The organism is Paraliomyxa miuraensis (assembly GCF_026337845.1).
In the GTDB taxonomy this organism is placed as follows: domain Bacteria; phylum Myxococcota_A; class Polyangia; order Nannocystales; family Nannocystaceae; genus Paraliomyxa; species Paraliomyxa miuraensis.
Map to the genome: position 1 here is coordinate 1 of NZ_JAOVZF010000124.1, position 15,153 is coordinate 15,153.

Genomic DNA, 15,153 nt, shown 5'->3' on the forward strand with positions numbered 1-15,153 from the left:
GGCCGACCTCTGCGCTGGCTGCCCCAAGCGTACCCCCAGGTTTCATCCTTGGGGGTACGCGTCAGCGAGTGGGCGACTAGAACCAGATCCGCATGATGTCGTTGCGGGTCGCGATGAGCAGCAGCAGCAAGATCACCACCAAGCCCACCGCGCTGGAGATCTCCCGGGCGCGCTGCCCCATGGGCCGCCGACGGATCGCCTCGATGGTGAAGAACAGCAGGTGTCCCCCGTCGAGGATCGGGATCGGCAGCAGGTTCACGAACCCCAGGTTGATGGTCAGCAGCGCCATCAGCGTGATGAATCTCGACGGCCCCTGATCCGCGGCATCCCCCGCCGCGTGGTAGAGGCCGACCACGCTCGAGAGATCCTCGAGGCCACGCTGGAACGTCAGCATCTGACGCAGCGCGGTCCATATCATCGAGATGTTCGAGCCGGTCTCCTCCACCGCGGAGGAGACCGCGTAGGTGAAGCGCCCGCGGATCGGCTCGGGCGGAGCCAGCGTCCACTTCTCGTAGGAGTGTGCGCCGAACCACAGCTCCTTGTGCTCGTTCTTGCTGGCGGTGTTGTCCTCCCAGGTGCGGATCTCCTGGGTGACCTCCACCGTCTTGGGGCGTCGCTCGCCCAGCGACTGCACCGTGAGCACGAGGGGCTTTTGCTGCCGGGCCCCCAGCACGTTGATGAGATAGTGCCACGTGGAGAACGGAGTGCCGTCGACCTCCAGCACCTGATCTCCCGGCCGGATCCCGGCTCGCTCCGCGGGGGATCCCGGATCGACCGCGCGCACGAACGTGTTGCCCGGGCGCAGCCCCGTCGAAGGCCTCCCATCGGGTCCCTTGCGTGGCAGCAGCTGTGCATGGGCCGACTCGTAGAAGAGGTACGTGCCCAGGGGACCCGCCACCGGCTCGGCCCGCAGGTAGGTCAGGCGCACGAGCCCGTCCCCCGTGCTCTCGAGCATGCGCTGCAGCTCCTCGATGGTGCGGACCGGCTCTCCGTTGATCGACGTGATCACGTCGCCCGTCCGAAGCCCCTCCACGTAGGCCGCCGAGGCCTCGTCGATGACCCCGACCTGCGGTGCATAGAACCGCCGAACCACCCCCAGGCGACCCACCTGGGTCACGCCCAGCGGGCCGCGCTCGAGCTCCACGCTCGGCGTGACCACCCGGTCGATGCGCTCGCCGTCGCGCTCGATCTGTACGCGGAGCTCCTGACCGGGCGCCAATTCGATGCGCTTGCCCATGTCGTTCCACGAGCGCACGTCCTCGCCGTCGATCGCCACGATGCGGTCGCCTTGCCGCAGCTCGGCCTGCTCGGCCGCCGAGCCATCCACCACCGTGCCGATCACCGCGGGCGGCAGCGAGGTCGGAGCGAGCGTGAGGAAGTAGATGAAGTAGATCAGCAGCGGCAGCACCAGGTTGGCCGCAGGACCCGCCGCCAGCACGAAGATCCGGGCCCACAGCGGCTTGGCCGACAACGCCCGGTCGGCATCGCCCGGGGCGATCCGCTCTCCTGGAGCCTGGCCCAGCAACGTCACGTAGCCGCCCAGGGGGATCGGAGCCAGGCAGTACTCGGTCTCGCCCATCCGAAAGCGCAAGAGCGGCGGTCCAAACCCGATCGAGAACCGTGGCGCCTTCACGTCCACGAGCTTTGCGGCCAGCAGATGCCCGAGCTCGTGGATGAAGATGAGCGGTCCGATGAGCAGGATGAAGGCCCAGAAGTTGCCCACGAGCCCCCAGCATAGACCAGTCGGACCCATGCGGCCGTGCGCGGCAGCCGCGGGATCGACGCCCCGGGCGCTGCGGCGCGGGCTCGGCCGCTGTGGCCGTGAGCGCTCGACGGCGAGACCGCAGGCCCCCGGGTGCGTGCTAGCATCGCGGTCGAGCCTTGGCGGCCGAGGGCGACAACGCGGTGACCGCGGCAGACGTGTCGCGTGTGCTCGATGCCTTCGAGGAGGCCATCGAGGAGCTGCGGCTTCTCTATGAGAAGTACTTCGTGGGCATCGAGCGCCAGGCTCCGGCCTCGCGGCACCGCGACGTCAAGGCCGAGCTGCGGCGCCTCGAGAGGCTCCACATGCGCAAGACGGCCCTGCGCTTCCGCATGTCGGGGCTCAAGGCCCGCCTGGTGACCTACGAGTACTACTGGACCCGCGTGCTCAATCAGATCGAGCGCGGCACCTTTCGCCGCGATCTCCAGATGCGAGCCCAGCGGCGAGTCCCCGCCCCGGCCCCACCGGCCAAGCAGGACGCCAAGCAATCCGAGGCGGAGGCCAACGATGCCGCCCCGATGCCGTCCCCCCCGAGGGTCGAGCCGGCCTCCGACGCGCCTCGCCCTCGGGTCACCGAGATCAGCGCGCCTCGACCCACGCCTCCGCCTCCGCCCGGATCGCCTCGCCCCCCGCCTCCGCCGCCGGTCCCGGTGCCGGGCATGAAGGGCACCGAGGTGCGCCGTTTGTTCCAGGACCTCGTTTCGGCCAAGAAGGCGATCGGCGAGGACACGTCCGGCCTCACCGAGCGAGCGCTCGCGCGCAAGCTCTCGCGCGAGCTGCCCAAGCTCCGCGAGCAGCACGGCGGCCCCGTGGCCTTCGAGGTCTCCACCGTCAAGGGCAAGGTGCTGCTGCGCGCCCGCCCGGTTGCTGGGGCCAAATAGCCCCTGATATGGCCAGATTCATGGCCAGATCGCGCCCAGATCACGGCCAGATCGCGCTTGGCCGGTTGCGTGCGCCCGGGCGTTGCCGGATGATTCGCTGCGTCAGCCCCGCAGGGCTGCGCTCCAGCGTCGGCGCCGCGCTTGGTCGCCTGAATGCCCCCGGAGCGACCTCCGTCTCAGCGCCGCCCGCAAGGGGCAAGGACAGAACGCCATGATTCGCTCGCATTCCCTCCTGCTCGCCTGTCTCTCGCTTGGCCTTGGCTGCGCATCGTCGTCGAAGGGGTCGGACAATCCCGACGCCGGTCAGTACGACGGCTACTACTCCGAGAACGGTGACACCGCGGGAGGGACCGATCAGGGCAACACCACGTCTCCCACCGGACCCCGACCCAAGGCTCGCGCCTCCACTGGCACTCGAGGCGGAGCCAAGGCCAAGGGCAAGTCGATCGCCCTCGTTCCCACCAAGCCGCCCGTCTCCGGGGACAAGCCCCAGGTCACCCGCCCCACGAGGCCCGAGTTCGCGGTCGACGGTGTGTTCCCCACCAGCGCCGCCGTGGGCAGTCTCATCGAGGTCTATGGCTCGGGCTTCCCCGAGGATGCCAAGGCCGTGAAGGTCTTCGTCGGCGGCAAGGCACTCGAGATCGTCGAGGTCACGCCCGATCGCGTGGTCGCCAAGGTCGGCGCCGTCAGCAGTGGAGTCGTCGAGGTCGGGAAGGGAACCGGCCGCATCGGTCGAGGGACGCGGATCAAGACCCAGGGAACCTTCACCGCCACCGCGGCCGATGGCGCCTTCAACCAACCCCGCACCGTCGTCGGTCATGGCCTGCTCGGCAAGGTCTACGAGGCGCCCGCCGACGCGGCCGAGGTCCCCAACTTCAACGACCTCGGCAACCCCGTCGCCTTGGTGGCGGTCGACGACCTCGACATCCCGGCGGGGGCGGCTCCGGCGGGCGTTGCTGGTCGCAGCCAGAGCTTCGGCATCCACTTCCAGGGCTCGCTCAACATCGTCGAGGCCGGTGAGTACGAGCTGTGCCTGACCGCGGGAGACGGCGCCCTGCTGTTCCTCGATCAGACCCCGGTGATCGACAACGACGGCGCGGGAGCGGCCCGCGAGGTCTGCGAGACGCTCTTCATCGAGCCCGGGGAGTACGGCCTGGATCTCCTCTACTACCAGGGTGCCGATACCGAGGCCGGTCTGAGCCTCACGTGGGCCAAGGACGGCGGGGCCAAGGAGCCCATCCCGGCCACGGCCTTCTTCCCGCCCGAGGGCCTGTACGACCTCGCGGTGGCCGTGGATCAGGCCGGCTGAATCGGGCCCGGTGCCCTCGGGAACGCCGCGTCGTTCCACGACGCGGCGTTCCTTCATGGTGGTGCATCGGGCTCGAGATTGGGGCAGCGCACGCGGACCACGCTGGGCTCGGCTGCCGCCTTGTGCAGCAGGAACGTGCCGATCCCTCCCGACACCACCTCGGTGATCGGCTCATCGGCTTCGTAGCGCTGCACCTCCGACTGCGAGGGGTCATCCGGGAACAGCTTGGTGAGCTCCCATGCGCCATCGACCAAGCGGCCCGCGGCGAGATCGCGATCGAGCTGGAGCAGCGAGGCTTCGACCTCCAGCGACACCCGGGCGCTGAGCTCCTCGAACTCGGGGTCGGCATTGGGCAGCTGGATGAGGCGAGCGATCTGGCCGCCGTTGCTGAACAAGCCGTAGGCCGCATGGCGATCGATCGCCACCCCGTACGGAGGATCGGCCGTGGGCAGCGGTGGCACACCACCCGGAGGCGCGTTGCCGTCGTAGAACCCGGAGTAGGAGCGAAGCTCGCCCGCGGGATCGTTGTCGTCGTCGAGGAACACCAACACCATGAACACGTCGGCGGACTCGAGCGGATCGTCCTCGCCGTCGTAGGTTCGCAGCCGCGTACGGTGTCCGAACAGCACCGTCCGAGGCTGGCGGGGATCCTGCTGAACGCCCAGCAGCGAGACCTCGGGGTACCGCAGGTTCATGCGATCCATCTCGCACAGGGCCTGGGCCTCGGGCGTGTCACCATCGCAGGGCGGCTCGAACTTGAGCTCGTGCTCACGGGACAGGCGGATCTGCGCACCACGATCGTCGAGGGTGCCCACCCACACCTCGAGCGTGGCGTCGTCGGTCGCTGGAGGCATCGACACCAACGCCGGGCCGCTCGGCAAGATGATCAGCCGACGCGGCCACCGAAACCCTTCACACTCCTCGCACAGCGAGTCGGTGGGAAACGAGGACAGCTCCTCCGAGTCGAGCAGCGGCCGCACGGGATCGTCGGGCGCGATTCTCCACACGGCGAAGGACACGCCCTGCTCGTCTCGTACCACCCAGACCTGCCCGACCTCGGCCGCGGGCTGCAGTGTCATCGACGGCGAGGAGATCGGCATGACCTGCTCGTAGAGGACCTCCGTGGCGCTGATGCGCTGGACCACGGTCTCGGTCGCTCCCGTGGGGCCTTCACGGCGCAGCAGGATCCACGCGGTGTCGCCGAGCACCCCGTCGGCCGCGACGTCCACGACCTCGGCCCCATCTCCCACGGTCGAGGCCAGCGAGTGGACCTCGACCCGGTTGCAGTTCTTGGACAGCTCGAGCTCGATGGGCGGCAGGCCTTCGCCGCAGCCGAGCAGCCCCAGCAGCGCGCATGGCCCCACCGTTAGGCGAGCCCGCGCCCTCATCCGAGGACCTCCTCGATCACCTCGGCGGTGACCTCGGCGAGGACGTCGAGCGCCTCGTCGTCGATGTCGAGGGCGGGCATCCAGTAGATCGTGTCATGAAGCGGGCGCAGCAGCACGCCGCGGCGCATCGCGGCCTCGCGCAAGGCCAGGCCCAGCCGTCCATCGGCCACGCCCGCGCGGCCCGGCCGGGGGCCGACCTCGAGGGCCGCGATCATGCCGGCTTGACGGTGGTGGACGACGGCCGGGCAGCGCTCGGCCACCGCCTCGCGACGGCGCGCCATCGCGGCGATCCGCTCGGGCAGGCGCGCCAGCGTCCCCTCGCTTCGCAGCACCGCCAGGCTGGCCCGACCCGCCGCACACGCGATGGGGTTGGCCGTGAAGGTGTGGCTGTGCAAGAAGCTCCGCGCGGGCGAGCCGCGAAAGTCGTCCTCGAACCCGGCACGGACCAGCACGGCGGCAAGCGGCAGCACGCCCCCGGACAGGCCCTTGCTCAGGCACATCAGGTCGGGACGAACCCCGGCGTGCTCGCTTGCGAACAGCCGTCCGGTTCGGCCAAAGGCCACCGCGATCTCGTCGGCGATCACGTGGATCCCCAGGCGCTGCGCCTCCCGGGTGATGCGGCGGTAGAAGCCCACGCCGGTCATGCGCATGCGACTGGCGCACTGCACCAGCGGCTCCACCACCAGCGCCGCGAGCTCGGAGGCGTGGGCGTGCAGCAGCGCCACCGCGGCCTCGGCTTCGGGAGTGTCGGCGCCCGCCTCGCCCCCGCCGTCCTCGGGCAGATCGGACACGCGGTGATCGGGTAGCTCGGGGGCGCTCATATAGATCGGCTCGACCAGCAGCGGCGCGAACGTCCGCCGGTAGGCATCGGTCCCCGAGACCGAGAGCGCGCCGAGGGTCTCGCCGTGGTAGCCGTGGGTCAGCGCCGCGAAGCGCGTGCGCCCCGGCTCCCCGCGCTGCTGGTGCGCCTGGAAGCTGAGCTTGAGGGCCACCTCGACCGCGGCCGAGCCACAGTCGGCGAAGAAGACCTTGCCGTAGCCGGCAGGGGCGGCTCGGACCAGCGCCTCGGCCAGCTCGATCGCGGGCGCGTGGGTGAAGCCCGCGAACATCACGTGGTCGAGGCGTCCGACCTGCTCGCGGATGGCGGCCACGATCCGGGGGTGCCCGTGGCCGTGGATCGAGGTCCACCACGAGCCGATCGCGTCGAGGATCCGACGTCCACCCGCCTCGACGAGCCACACGCCCTGCGCGGCCTCGATGGGGCAGATTGGGAGGCGGTCGAGATCGTCGAGGTGAGTGGCCGGATGCCACAGGACGCGGGCGTCGCGGGCGAGCCAGTCGTCCATCCCATCCACACCCGTCAGCGGCCTACGCCCATGGACCCGGGTCGATGGACCCGGGTCGACCATCGACCCAGATCCATCGAGAGGGGCTCGGGGAGGCGTGCTCCATCAGCCGCGCTGACCGATGGGCGTGATGTCCCGCTCGGTCGCGCCCGTGTAGATCTGGCGCGGCCGGCTGATGCGGAAGCCCTGCTGGTGCATCTCCATCCAGTGGGCGATCCAGCCGGGGAGGCGGCCGATGGCGAACAGCACCGTGAACATCTCGGTGGGGATGCCGATCGCGCGATAGATGATGCCCGAGTAGAAGTCGACGTTGGGGTAGAGCTTGCGCTCCACGAAGTACTCGTCGCGCAGGGCGATGTCCTCGATCTCCATGGCCAGATCGAGCAGGCGGGTCTGCTCGTGCAGCCGCGCCAGCACGTCGGAGCAGGTCTTCTTGATCAGCTTGGCCCGCGGGTCGAAGTTCTTGTAGACGCGGTGGCCAAAGCCCATCAGGCGGATGCCGGACTTCTTGTCCTTGACCTTGTCGAGGTACTCCCGGCCGCTGATGCCCTCCTTCTCGATGTGCTGGAGCATCTCGATCACGGCCTGGTTGGCGCCGCCGTGGAGCGGGCCCCACAGGGCCGACACGCCGGCCGAGATCGAGGCGAACAGGTTGGCCTGCGACGAGCCCACCACGCGCACGGTGGAGGTGGAGCAGTTCTGCTCGTGATCGGCGTGGAGGATGAGCAGCACGTCGAGGGCCTTGGCGATGACCTCGTCGACCACGTAGTCCTCGCACGGGGTCGCGAACATCATGCGCAGGAAGTTGGCCGCGTACCCCAGGCGATTGTCGGGGTACATGAACGGCTGCCCGATCGAGTGCTTGTGGGCATAGGCCGCGATGGTGGGCAGCTTGGCCAGCAGGCGCTTGGTGCAGATCTCCACCTCCAGGGGATCGTCGGTGTCGAGCGAGTCGGGATAGAACGTCGACAGCGCGGCGGTGGTGGCCGCGACGACCGCCATGGGGTGCGCCGACTTGGGGAAGCCGCCGTAGAACTTGCGGAAGTCCTCGTGCAGCATGGTGTGGCGGGTGATCGAGTGCTTGAACTCGTCGAGCTGCGATTGCGTGGGCAGCTCGCCGTGGATCAGCAGGTAGGCGACCTCGAGGAACGACGAGCGCTCGGCCAATGCCTCGATGGGATAGCCGCGATAGCGCAGGATGCCGTTCTCACCGTCGATGAAGGTGATGGCGCTCTGGCACGAGCCCGTGTTGACGAAGCCCTGATCGAGGGTGATGAGCCCCGTCTGCCCGCGGAGCTGGGCGATGTCGATCGCTTGCTCGCCTTCGCTCCCCGTGATGAGGGGAAGCTCGATGTCCTTGTCGTCCAGCTTGAGGGTGGCCTTGCTCATCAATCCTCCGCGGCGCTTCGCGCCCAGATCACGCCACGCGTTTTAGATCGACCAGGGTGTTCGGGGCGAGCGCAAACGGACGGTCGCGATGGCGAGAGTCCTCGTATACGGGCAAATGTGACTATTGTCACTCTTGGGACGGAGGTTCGGGGCTCGAGCCCGCGCCCGGTTCGGGACTGGCTTGGGCTTGGGATTGGGGTTGGGCTTGGGATTGGGCCTTGGGTTTGGGGGCTCGTACCCATGAGAGCGCCGATTCGAGCAGCACGCCGGTCCCGAGCAGGAGGAGCACCGAGCCGACCCCGAGGAGCAGGGGGTCGCGCAGCTCGGTGAGGTTGATGATCATCGCGGCGAGGGTGGAGCCGATCATGCCGACGGCGGGAATGGCGGCGGGCCAGCTGGGCCATCCGCGGCTGCGCAGATAGAGGGTCACCATCACGAGGGTGAGCGCGGCCAGCAGCTGGTTGGTGGTGCCGAACAGCTGCCACAGGGCGAGGCCGGCGGGGCGCGAGACCACCGCGCCGTCCGGGCCGATCACGTCGACCTCGTAGAAGGCGAACAGGGCGATCACGCCGCAGGCGGCGGCGGAGGCCACGTAGCGGTTGCCCGACCACCTGCTCACCAGGGGGATGCGAAGGGATGCGCCGATCTCCTCGATGTTGAATCGCAGCAGGCGCGTGGGCGGAGTCGAGGGTGGTGAGCGCGAAGGAGACCACCACCATGGCGATGAGCGCGGCGGAGGCATCGGCGGGCAGGCCGAGGCTGGTGAGGAACGCGGTGGTGCCCTGGATGAACACGTCGAGGGTCTTGGGGAGGGCCTGGATCCCGGCCCAGTCGTGATAGGTGTGGTCCCACAGGGCCGGGGAGGCGAGGCCGGCGGTGCAGGCGAGCGTGGCCAGCAGGCCCAGCAGGCTCTCTCCGATCATGGCGCCATAGCCCACGGGGCGCGCGTGGCTCTCCTTGTCGAGCTGCTTGGCGGTGGTGCCCGAGCTGACCAGCCCATGGAAGCCGCTGGCGGCCCCGCAGGCGATCACGATGAACACGAACGGGAGGATCGAGGGCGCGCCCTCGGGATCCAAGCGGGTGGCCGGGGCCACGAACTCGTGGCCTCCCAGCAGCAGGCCGAGGTAGGCCAGGCCCAGGCCCAGATAGAGGAGGAGCGCATTGAGGAAGTCACGCGACTGCAAGAGCGCCCACACCGGCAGCACGGAGGCCACGAACGCGTAGCCCAGGAGGATCCACGTCCAGGTGGTGGGGCTCGGCCACGCCGACTCGGGCAGCCCCAGGGTGGGCAGCGCCATGCCCAGGCGGATGCTCGAGAGCTCGATGGCGAAGCCCACGACCGTGACCCACAAGAGCGAGACCCCGCGTCGGTACAGCAGCCAGCCGGCGACCATGGCGACGACCATCAAGAGCCCCGAGGGCAGCACGGCCTGCGGATAGCCGGGGTGGCCGGGCGCGAGCTCGAGCGAGAACAGCCGGGCGATCACGTAGACGAACACGCCCATGGCCAGCGCCACCCCGAAGAAGATGACGAGGTGGAACAGGGTGCGGGCGCGGGGGCTGATGACGTCGTGGGCGACCTCGCCGACCGAGGCGCCGCGGTGCCGCACCGACAGCACCATGGCGGAGAAGTCGTGCATGCAGCCCACGAAGATCGCCCCGAGCACCACCCACAGCACGGCGGGCAGCCAGCCCCAGATCACGGCGACCGCGGGGCCGAGCATGGGGGCGAGCCCGGTGATCGAGGCGAAGTGGTGGCCAAAGAGGATCGAGGGGCGGGTGGGGACGTAGTCGACGTCGTCGCGCATCGTGTGCGCGGGGGTGGGGCGCCCGTCGTCGAGCCGGAAGACGTCGAGCGCGAGGTAGCGCGCGTAGAGGCGATAGCCCAGGAAGTAGGCGACGAAGGCGCACAGCGCGACGAGGGCCGGGCTCATGGGCCTAGGTTGTAACCCCGCCGTTGGCGGCCGTGGGCTCGGTCGTGCACGGCGGTCGCCGAACCGAGGTCTCCCGCCGTCGACCGCGGGATTCCCCGGGTGATCGGGGCCACCCGCCGAGGGGACCCCCGTCCTGACAGCCACGACGAGCGCGCTACCATGGGGCATGGTGCGTCGGGACATGAGCGGTCGGGGCAGGCGAGCGCACGGCGGAGCGGCGATGCGAGCGAGCGGGTGGCGGTGGTTCTCGGGAGCGGTGCGAGGGCTCGGACTGGGACTGGGTCTGGGTCTGGGGGCCTGCGTGGTCGACCTTCCCGACGACGGTCCGCCGCCGAGCGCCTGCGACGACGTGCGGTGCTCGGACAACGGCTACTGTCGCGATGGTGCGTGCTACTGCAGCGCGGGCTTCCTCGGCAACGCCTATGCGCAGCACGGCTGCCAGTCGATGAACCCGGGCAGCGGCTGCACGACGACCTGCGGCCTCAATGCCTACTGCGATGCCGGGGCCTGCGTGTGCGAGCAGGGGTTCTTGGCGGTGTGCGGCACCGGGGACTGCCTCGCGCTGCGGCAGCTGTGCGACGGGATCCCCGACTGCGCCAACGGCAACGACGAGGCGGCGCAGACGTGCGCGCAGCAGAAGGTCCAGCAGTGGACGCTGGTCGACGACTGCGACGATGACCTGGATGTCCGCTGGCGCCTGTGGTCTCGCGATCGCGACTGGGCGTGGCCCGGACCCGAAGAGACGTTCGTGTCGGACGGCGTGGGCCTGCCCAGCCACGAGGAGATCGAGTGTCTGCAGGGCGAGCTGGTCTGCGTGGGGGCGGCCGCCGGGGGTCTCTCCTGGGGGGTGGGGCTGGACGGTCGCGGGCAGTGCGAGGCGTGCTGTTTCGATTGCACCGAGGAGCCCGTCGATCTCGGTGCGTTCGGGTGTGAGTGAGAACCCTCGATGGGGCGGCGGCCACGGGCCCGTGCGGTGGCTCTCCTGCGTGCGGGAATTCCCGAACGGGCCGGAGGAACGAGCGTGAGGGCCCGTTCGGAGCCAACGATGCCGCCTTTACGCGTCCGGGCTCCGGTGGCATAGTCCCCCGCGCCAAAGAACGCGGGACGGGCCCTTGGCCCCTCGCGGACCAAGTTGCAGACAGTAGGCCATGACCGAGATTGCTCAGCTGTTCGAGTCGGCGCTCCGACAGAACCAAGCCAAGGCCGCCATGAGCACGGTGGCTCGCATGCCGCCGCAGACCACGTTGCGTGAGCTGCTCGAGAGCGATGCCGGCGCGGCCGTGCGCGCGCTCAGCCTGCGCGACCTGGCCCAGGCGCTGCGCGAGGCGGGTTTCCGCTCCCAGGGTTCGATGCGGGCGACCCCCACCTCGCGAGGCACGCGGGCCACGACCCGCAAGCGCGTGGTCGCAGGCACCGAGGCCGCGGCGGGGTCGGCCTCGAACGCGGCTTCGAATGAAGTCTGGCCCGAGAGCCGGGAAGAGCGGATCTATCGGCGGATCCTCGAGGCGATGGCGACGGAGCCGCTGACGATCGGTCAGCTCGCCAAGCGCCTGGAGATCGACGTGACCGAGCTGCGGGGCTACCTCAACTGGATGAAGAAGATGGGCAAGGTCGTCAGCAGCGGCCGCGCTCGGGCGACGCGGTATCGGGTGGCCTAGGCGGCTGCCGGGCATTGGCCCACGCCGCAGGCACGGCACTGGGGCCCGACTGGTGGTTCGAACCGGCTCTGGGGCTGGTCGTCCGTCGATTCCGACCCTGGGATGCTGCGCGGTTTGGCGACGCTGGCTGCTGGCGCCGAGGGGCCGACGCAGCCGGCATGGGTCGACGAGTTGATGTCGCTCTATTGGGCGATCGGCGACGGCTCGTAGCGGGCGGACGGGCCATCATCGCTGCTCAAGTGAGCAGAGCCGTCGTCGGTCGGCGCCATGTTGATCAGCGCGAAGTGCTGCTGGATCTCGCTGCACGACAGCGTCTCGAGGCAGTCCACGTAGGCGACGTGGGTCTCGGCACAGGCGTCCACGCCGTCGCTGACCGGCGCCCACAGGATGTCCTCCGCGAGGGGACGTCGACGCATTCCTCCTCTGGCGCCTCGATCTCCTGCGCCGGGCACACGGGGTCGAACATCAGCGCGCACCAGCTCTCGCACGCGTCGTAGCGGTGCTCGGGGATCGGAGGGTCCTCCTCGATGCGACGGCTGCAGCCGATCGCGGCGACGACCAGCCCGCATGCGAGCGCCCGACGAGCCAGCCCGCAGGCCCGCCTCCGGCACCGGGCCTCGCCACCCACTCGCTGCATCACCATCGAACGTTCACCGTGTCATTCGGGAGTTACGGGATGCGAGCATGAATCGAGGGATGGCGAGAACGGCGGCGAGACGGAAATGGTGTTCTGCTCGGCCGGGATTGGCTCACGAGCCGCTTGGTCGGTTGACGACTGTGCAGGGGCGGTGCACCGTGGCTCGATGAGCGGCGGAAGGCGTAACGGGTGGTGGTGGGTGAGCGCCGCCTTGTCATCGCTCGGAGTCTTCGGGTGCCCGGGGGTGCCGCCCACGACGGGTGGGACGACCGACGTCTCGGCAACCGACGGTGCGCAGGGTGCAGAGATTTCGGGCGGCCAAGCGGGCGTCGACGAGACCGGGACCGGCGGGGGCGAGCCATTCGATCACCGCACGTACTTCATCGGGGAGAGCGTGAAGTTCGACGGCGGCGGGGACTGCGACAACGACAACCTCAACACGATCACGAGGAGCCTCCGCACCCGGCTCGATGGCGCCGGGTGGACTGGGCTGCGGTTCGTCGACGACAACGCTTGGCCGGAGGATTTCTGGGAGGCGTCGATGCATCCCAATGGAGCCGACGGAACCTTCGGTGATGCCCACCGCCTCGCCATCTATGCGGGCCATGGCGGCCCCGGTTTTCTCCAGTGGGGGCGGCCTTCGGATCACGGAGAGTGCTTCGCCACCATCCCGGTTCATTCACGCCTCGGCCAACTCGCGGGCGATACGGCGGCAGCCGTCATGCTCATGACCTCGTGCACCCTCCGCACCGACGTGCTGTGGGACAACTTCGAGCTCAACGCGGCGCGCCAGTTCTTCGGCTACCACAACTCACCCTGGATCGGCGGCGGTGAGCCTCGCCGCGTCTTCAAGCGCACGGAGGACGGCCAGTCGACCAAGGACGCGTGGCTCGACGAGATGGAGCAGAACGCCGACCTGGGCAAGAACTCCCCAGTCGTCTTGACGGCGGGCGTGTCCGGCATGGAGGCGATGCAAGCCCATGGCGCCACGAACCTGGCGAGCGGGGCGGGCTTCATCGACAACGTAGGTGAGCCCGCGGATGCGTTCTTCTTCGAGTGGCTCAACAACGGGTGCACGGCGCTGTGTGGCGGATGCTCGCGTGTCGCCCCGGCCGAGGTGCCGAGCATGCTCGTCGGCGCCAAGATTCCCATCGTTGGGATGGAGCGGCCACGTCGGTCGGCCGAGGCTCTGGTGGACCGCGCGTCCACCTTGGTCGCGGTGCTGCAGGGCGAGCCGGTGAGATCGGTGCAGCGAGCAAGGCTCGAGGAGTGGGCGCAGGCCATCCTTGCCAGCCAGGACGTCACCGTCACCACGCTCCCGGGCAAGCCTGCGATTCAGGTCGCCTACGAGCCATCGATCGATCGGCTGGTAGTGGATGACCTCGACGCCCGAGCCGCAGCGCGGCCTAGTGCGTCGGAGTCAGTCGATGACGGCAAGAAGGGCACCGAGCTCGAGAAAGCCGGCAAGGCCCGCGACCAAGCGCTCAGCAAGCTGAGCGCGACTATGGGCAGCGCGCTAGTCGGCCTTCCGACCGAACCCACGTTCTCGCTGACGACCCGGGAGGCGGGCCTCATCGAGCGCGGGGGCACCTCCACCACGGGCTCGATTCCCTTCGAGTACATCTTCTCGACGTTCGGGGTGTTCGCCAGCCATCCGGTCTTCGACGCGCGGCTCGAGCTCGGAATCACTCGCCACGGAACGCTCAGCCGCATCGCCGTCTCGGCGCTCGCGGTCAGCAAGATCTCCTCGGCTTCGATCACGCGCTCCCCCGAGGAGGCATTGCGCACGCTCGAGCGCGACATCGAGGCCAGCAATCCGAAGATGATCCAATACGAGATCACGGCCGCTCGCGTCGGGCTCGCATTTCCCTCGGGATCATCGTCGTCGGCTCTCGCCTCCCCCGAGCTCTTCGCAGACTACGTCGTGGCGTATCCCGGAAACGGGACCACGCCCGCCGTGTCGAGGCGACAACCCGTGTCGCTCTCTCTCATCGCTCCGTCCGCTCCCATGCTGCGAGCCGATCCAGACGGTGCAACCGACGATCTCGGAGACCTACGACATGAAGCCCCTGCCCGTCCCGTGCGCCGCTAGCGCCGTGTTGCTCCTCGCGCTCGTCGGCTGCAAGATTCGAAATCCCGTCGGCGGTTGCCCCTACGAGGAAGTAGAGGTCTCGCCGCAGTTCGTCACCCCATGGGACACCATCCTCGAAGAGGACATGGAAGCGCTCACGGGACCTTTTCCAGGAACGCTCTCCTGGCTCGACGGCGACGACGTCATCACTGTCCCCAAGGCCAGTCAAACGGTCGAGGTCGAGGCAAACGTCGAAATCGAGTTGGCGTCCGCGAGGATGCACGAGTACATCAAGGATCCCGAGCGACCGGGACCGTGCGAGCCGGACCGCCTGCACGTCGACGCCGTGGTCTCGTTCGTCAGGCTCGACGATGGCGGGGTCGAGCTCGTCGTGCCCGTCACCGTGTTCCGTGACGATACATTCGGGCAGTACTACGGCGAGGCCGAGATCACCCCCATCGAGGACTTCGCACCGGGCCTGGTTCCCATGGAGGAGCACGACGTCGAGGCCATCTTCGCCTGGATGCGGTGGGCCTACGACACCGGCAACCTCCACGCGGATTTCGAATACCGCGGTCAGACCAACGACTCGCCGACGACCGGGCACGGGTCCTTCAGGGCGGTCGCCGAGTTCACCCCGGCGGAGTGAGCACGCCGCCAGCGCCTTGCTCCTGCTCGCGCTGGCCGGATGCAGAAACCGAGATCGTTCGGCGGTTGCCCCTATGACGAGTTGGAGGTCTCGCCGCAGGAGCCCGTACCATGAAGCCTGGCCTCGTCG

Annotated in this window: 12 protein-coding genes and 1 pseudogene; 6 read left to right on the top strand and 7 right to left on the bottom strand. The window is 69.1% G+C overall.

Going from position 1 to position 15,153, the window contains the following annotated elements:
• Positions 1 to 76: 76 nt before the first annotated feature.
• Positions 77 to 1,723: a site-2 protease family protein gene (locus OEB96_RS01860; protein ID WP_266213667.1), complete on the bottom strand. Its 1,647-nt coding sequence runs from the start codon at positions 1,721 to 1,723 to the stop codon at positions 77 to 79.
• 158 nt (positions 1,724 to 1,881) lie between these two features.
• Between OEB96_RS01860 and OEB96_RS01865 the strand changes: the two genes are divergently transcribed.
• Together OEB96_RS01865 and OEB96_RS01870 are read left to right on the top strand one after the other, a co-directional pair.
• Positions 1,882 to 2,643 (top strand): MXAN_5187 C-terminal domain-containing protein, encoded by a 762-nt coding sequence (locus tag OEB96_RS01865; protein WP_266213668.1) that lies wholly within the window; start codon positions 1,882 to 1,884, stop codon positions 2,641 to 2,643.
• A gap of 211 nt (positions 2,644 to 2,854) precedes the next feature.
• Positions 2,855 to 3,952 carry a PA14 domain-containing protein gene (locus tag OEB96_RS01870; protein WP_266213669.1) on the top strand — a complete coding sequence of 366 codons (1,098 nt, stop codon included), beginning with the start codon at positions 2,855 to 2,857 and terminating at the stop codon, positions 3,950 to 3,952.
• A 53-nt stretch (positions 3,953 to 4,005) separates the two neighbouring features.
• Here the strand turns inward: OEB96_RS01870 and OEB96_RS01875 are convergent, their stop codons facing one another.
• From OEB96_RS01875 to OEB96_RS46585, 5 genes and pseudogenes are all read right to left on the bottom strand, one after another.
• Positions 4,006 to 5,340 (bottom strand): hypothetical protein, encoded by a 1,335-nt coding sequence (locus OEB96_RS01875; protein WP_266213670.1) that lies wholly within the window; start codon positions 5,338 to 5,340, stop codon positions 4,006 to 4,008.
• The gene (bioA, locus tag OEB96_RS01880; RefSeq protein WP_266213671.1) at positions 5,337 to 6,686 is read right to left on the bottom strand and encodes an adenosylmethionine--8-amino-7-oxononanoate transaminase; all 1,350 of its coding nucleotides are present in this window, start codon (positions 6,684 to 6,686) and stop codon (positions 5,337 to 5,339) included. The genes OEB96_RS01875 and bioA overlap by 4 nt, the downstream gene beginning before the upstream one ends.
• Before the next feature lie 105 nt (positions 6,687 to 6,791).
• Positions 6,792 to 8,075 carry a citrate synthase gene (locus tag OEB96_RS01885; RefSeq protein ID WP_266213672.1) on the bottom strand — a complete coding sequence of 428 codons (1,284 nt, stop codon included), beginning with the start codon at positions 8,073 to 8,075 and terminating at the stop codon, positions 6,792 to 6,794.
• Between the two features lie 127 nt (positions 8,076 to 8,202).
• Entirely contained in the window at positions 8,203 to 8,817 is a 615-nt protein-coding gene (locus tag OEB96_RS46580) for a carbon starvation CstA family protein (RefSeq protein ID WP_407674605.1), read from the bottom strand.
• 145 nt (positions 8,818 to 8,962) lie between these two features.
• Positions 8,963 to 10,192 (bottom strand): annotated as a pseudogene (locus OEB96_RS46585) (carbon starvation CstA family protein); the annotation flags it as partial.
• Positions 10,193 to 10,229: 37 nt separating this feature from the next.
• On the opposite strand from OEB96_RS46585, the gene OEB96_RS01895 reads away from it, so the two are divergent.
• Both OEB96_RS01895 and OEB96_RS01900 read left to right on the top strand, forming a co-directional pair.
• The gene (locus OEB96_RS01895) at positions 10,230 to 10,946 is read left to right on the top strand and encodes a low-density lipoprotein receptor class A repeat-containing protein (RefSeq protein ID WP_266213674.1); all 717 of its coding nucleotides are present in this window, start codon (positions 10,230 to 10,232) and stop codon (positions 10,944 to 10,946) included.
• A 211-nt stretch (positions 10,947 to 11,157) separates the two neighbouring features.
• On the top strand, positions 11,158 to 11,667 hold the full coding sequence (locus tag OEB96_RS01900) for an ArsR family transcriptional regulator (RefSeq protein WP_266213675.1): 510 nt from the start codon (positions 11,158 to 11,160) through the stop codon (positions 11,665 to 11,667).
• A 182-nt stretch (positions 11,668 to 11,849) separates the two neighbouring features.
• Here the strand turns inward: OEB96_RS01900 and OEB96_RS01905 are convergent, their stop codons facing one another.
• Positions 11,850 to 12,083, bottom strand: coding sequence for a hypothetical protein (locus OEB96_RS01905; protein ID WP_266213676.1), 234 nt, complete (start codon positions 12,081 to 12,083; stop codon positions 11,850 to 11,852).
• A gap of 432 nt (positions 12,084 to 12,515) precedes the next feature.
• Here OEB96_RS01905 and OEB96_RS01910 point away from each other — a divergent pair, with 432 nt between their 5' ends.
• Positions 12,516 to 14,396 carry a DUF6345 domain-containing protein gene (locus OEB96_RS01910; protein WP_266213677.1) on the top strand — a complete coding sequence of 627 codons (1,881 nt, stop codon included), beginning with the start codon at positions 12,516 to 12,518 and terminating at the stop codon, positions 14,394 to 14,396.
• A 4-nt stretch (positions 14,397 to 14,400) separates the two neighbouring features.
• The gene (locus OEB96_RS01915; RefSeq protein WP_266213678.1) at positions 14,401 to 15,024 is read left to right on the top strand and encodes a hypothetical protein; all 624 of its coding nucleotides are present in this window, start codon (positions 14,401 to 14,403) and stop codon (positions 15,022 to 15,024) included.
• Positions 15,025 to 15,153: the final 129 nt, after the last annotated feature.

Coding starts and splice junctions, on each gene's coding strand:
- OEB96_RS01870 (WP_266213669.1), top strand. CDS start 2,855: ATGATTCGCTCGCATTCCCTCCTGCTCGCCTGTCTCTCGCTTGGCCTT.
- OEB96_RS01875 (WP_266213670.1), bottom strand. CDS start 5,340: ATGAGGGCGCGGGCTCGCCTAACGGTGGGGCCATGCGCGCTGCTGGGG.
- bioA (WP_266213671.1), bottom strand. CDS start 6,686: ATGGACGACTGGCTCGCCCGCGACGCCCGCGTCCTGTGGCATCCGGCC.
- OEB96_RS01885 (WP_266213672.1), bottom strand. CDS start 8,075: ATGAGCAAGGCCACCCTCAAGCTGGACGACAAGGACATCGAGCTTCCC.
- OEB96_RS46580 (WP_407674605.1), bottom strand. CDS start 8,817: ATGCCTCCGCCGCGCTCATCGCCATGGTGGTGGTCTCCTTCGCGCTCA.
- OEB96_RS01895 (WP_266213674.1), top strand. CDS start 10,230: ATGCGAGCGAGCGGGTGGCGGTGGTTCTCGGGAGCGGTGCGAGGGCTC.
- OEB96_RS01900 (WP_266213675.1), top strand. CDS start 11,158: ATGACCGAGATTGCTCAGCTGTTCGAGTCGGCGCTCCGACAGAACCAA.
- OEB96_RS01905 (WP_266213676.1), bottom strand. CDS start 12,083: ATGCGTCGACGTCCCCTCGCGGAGGACATCCTGTGGGCGCCGGTCAGC.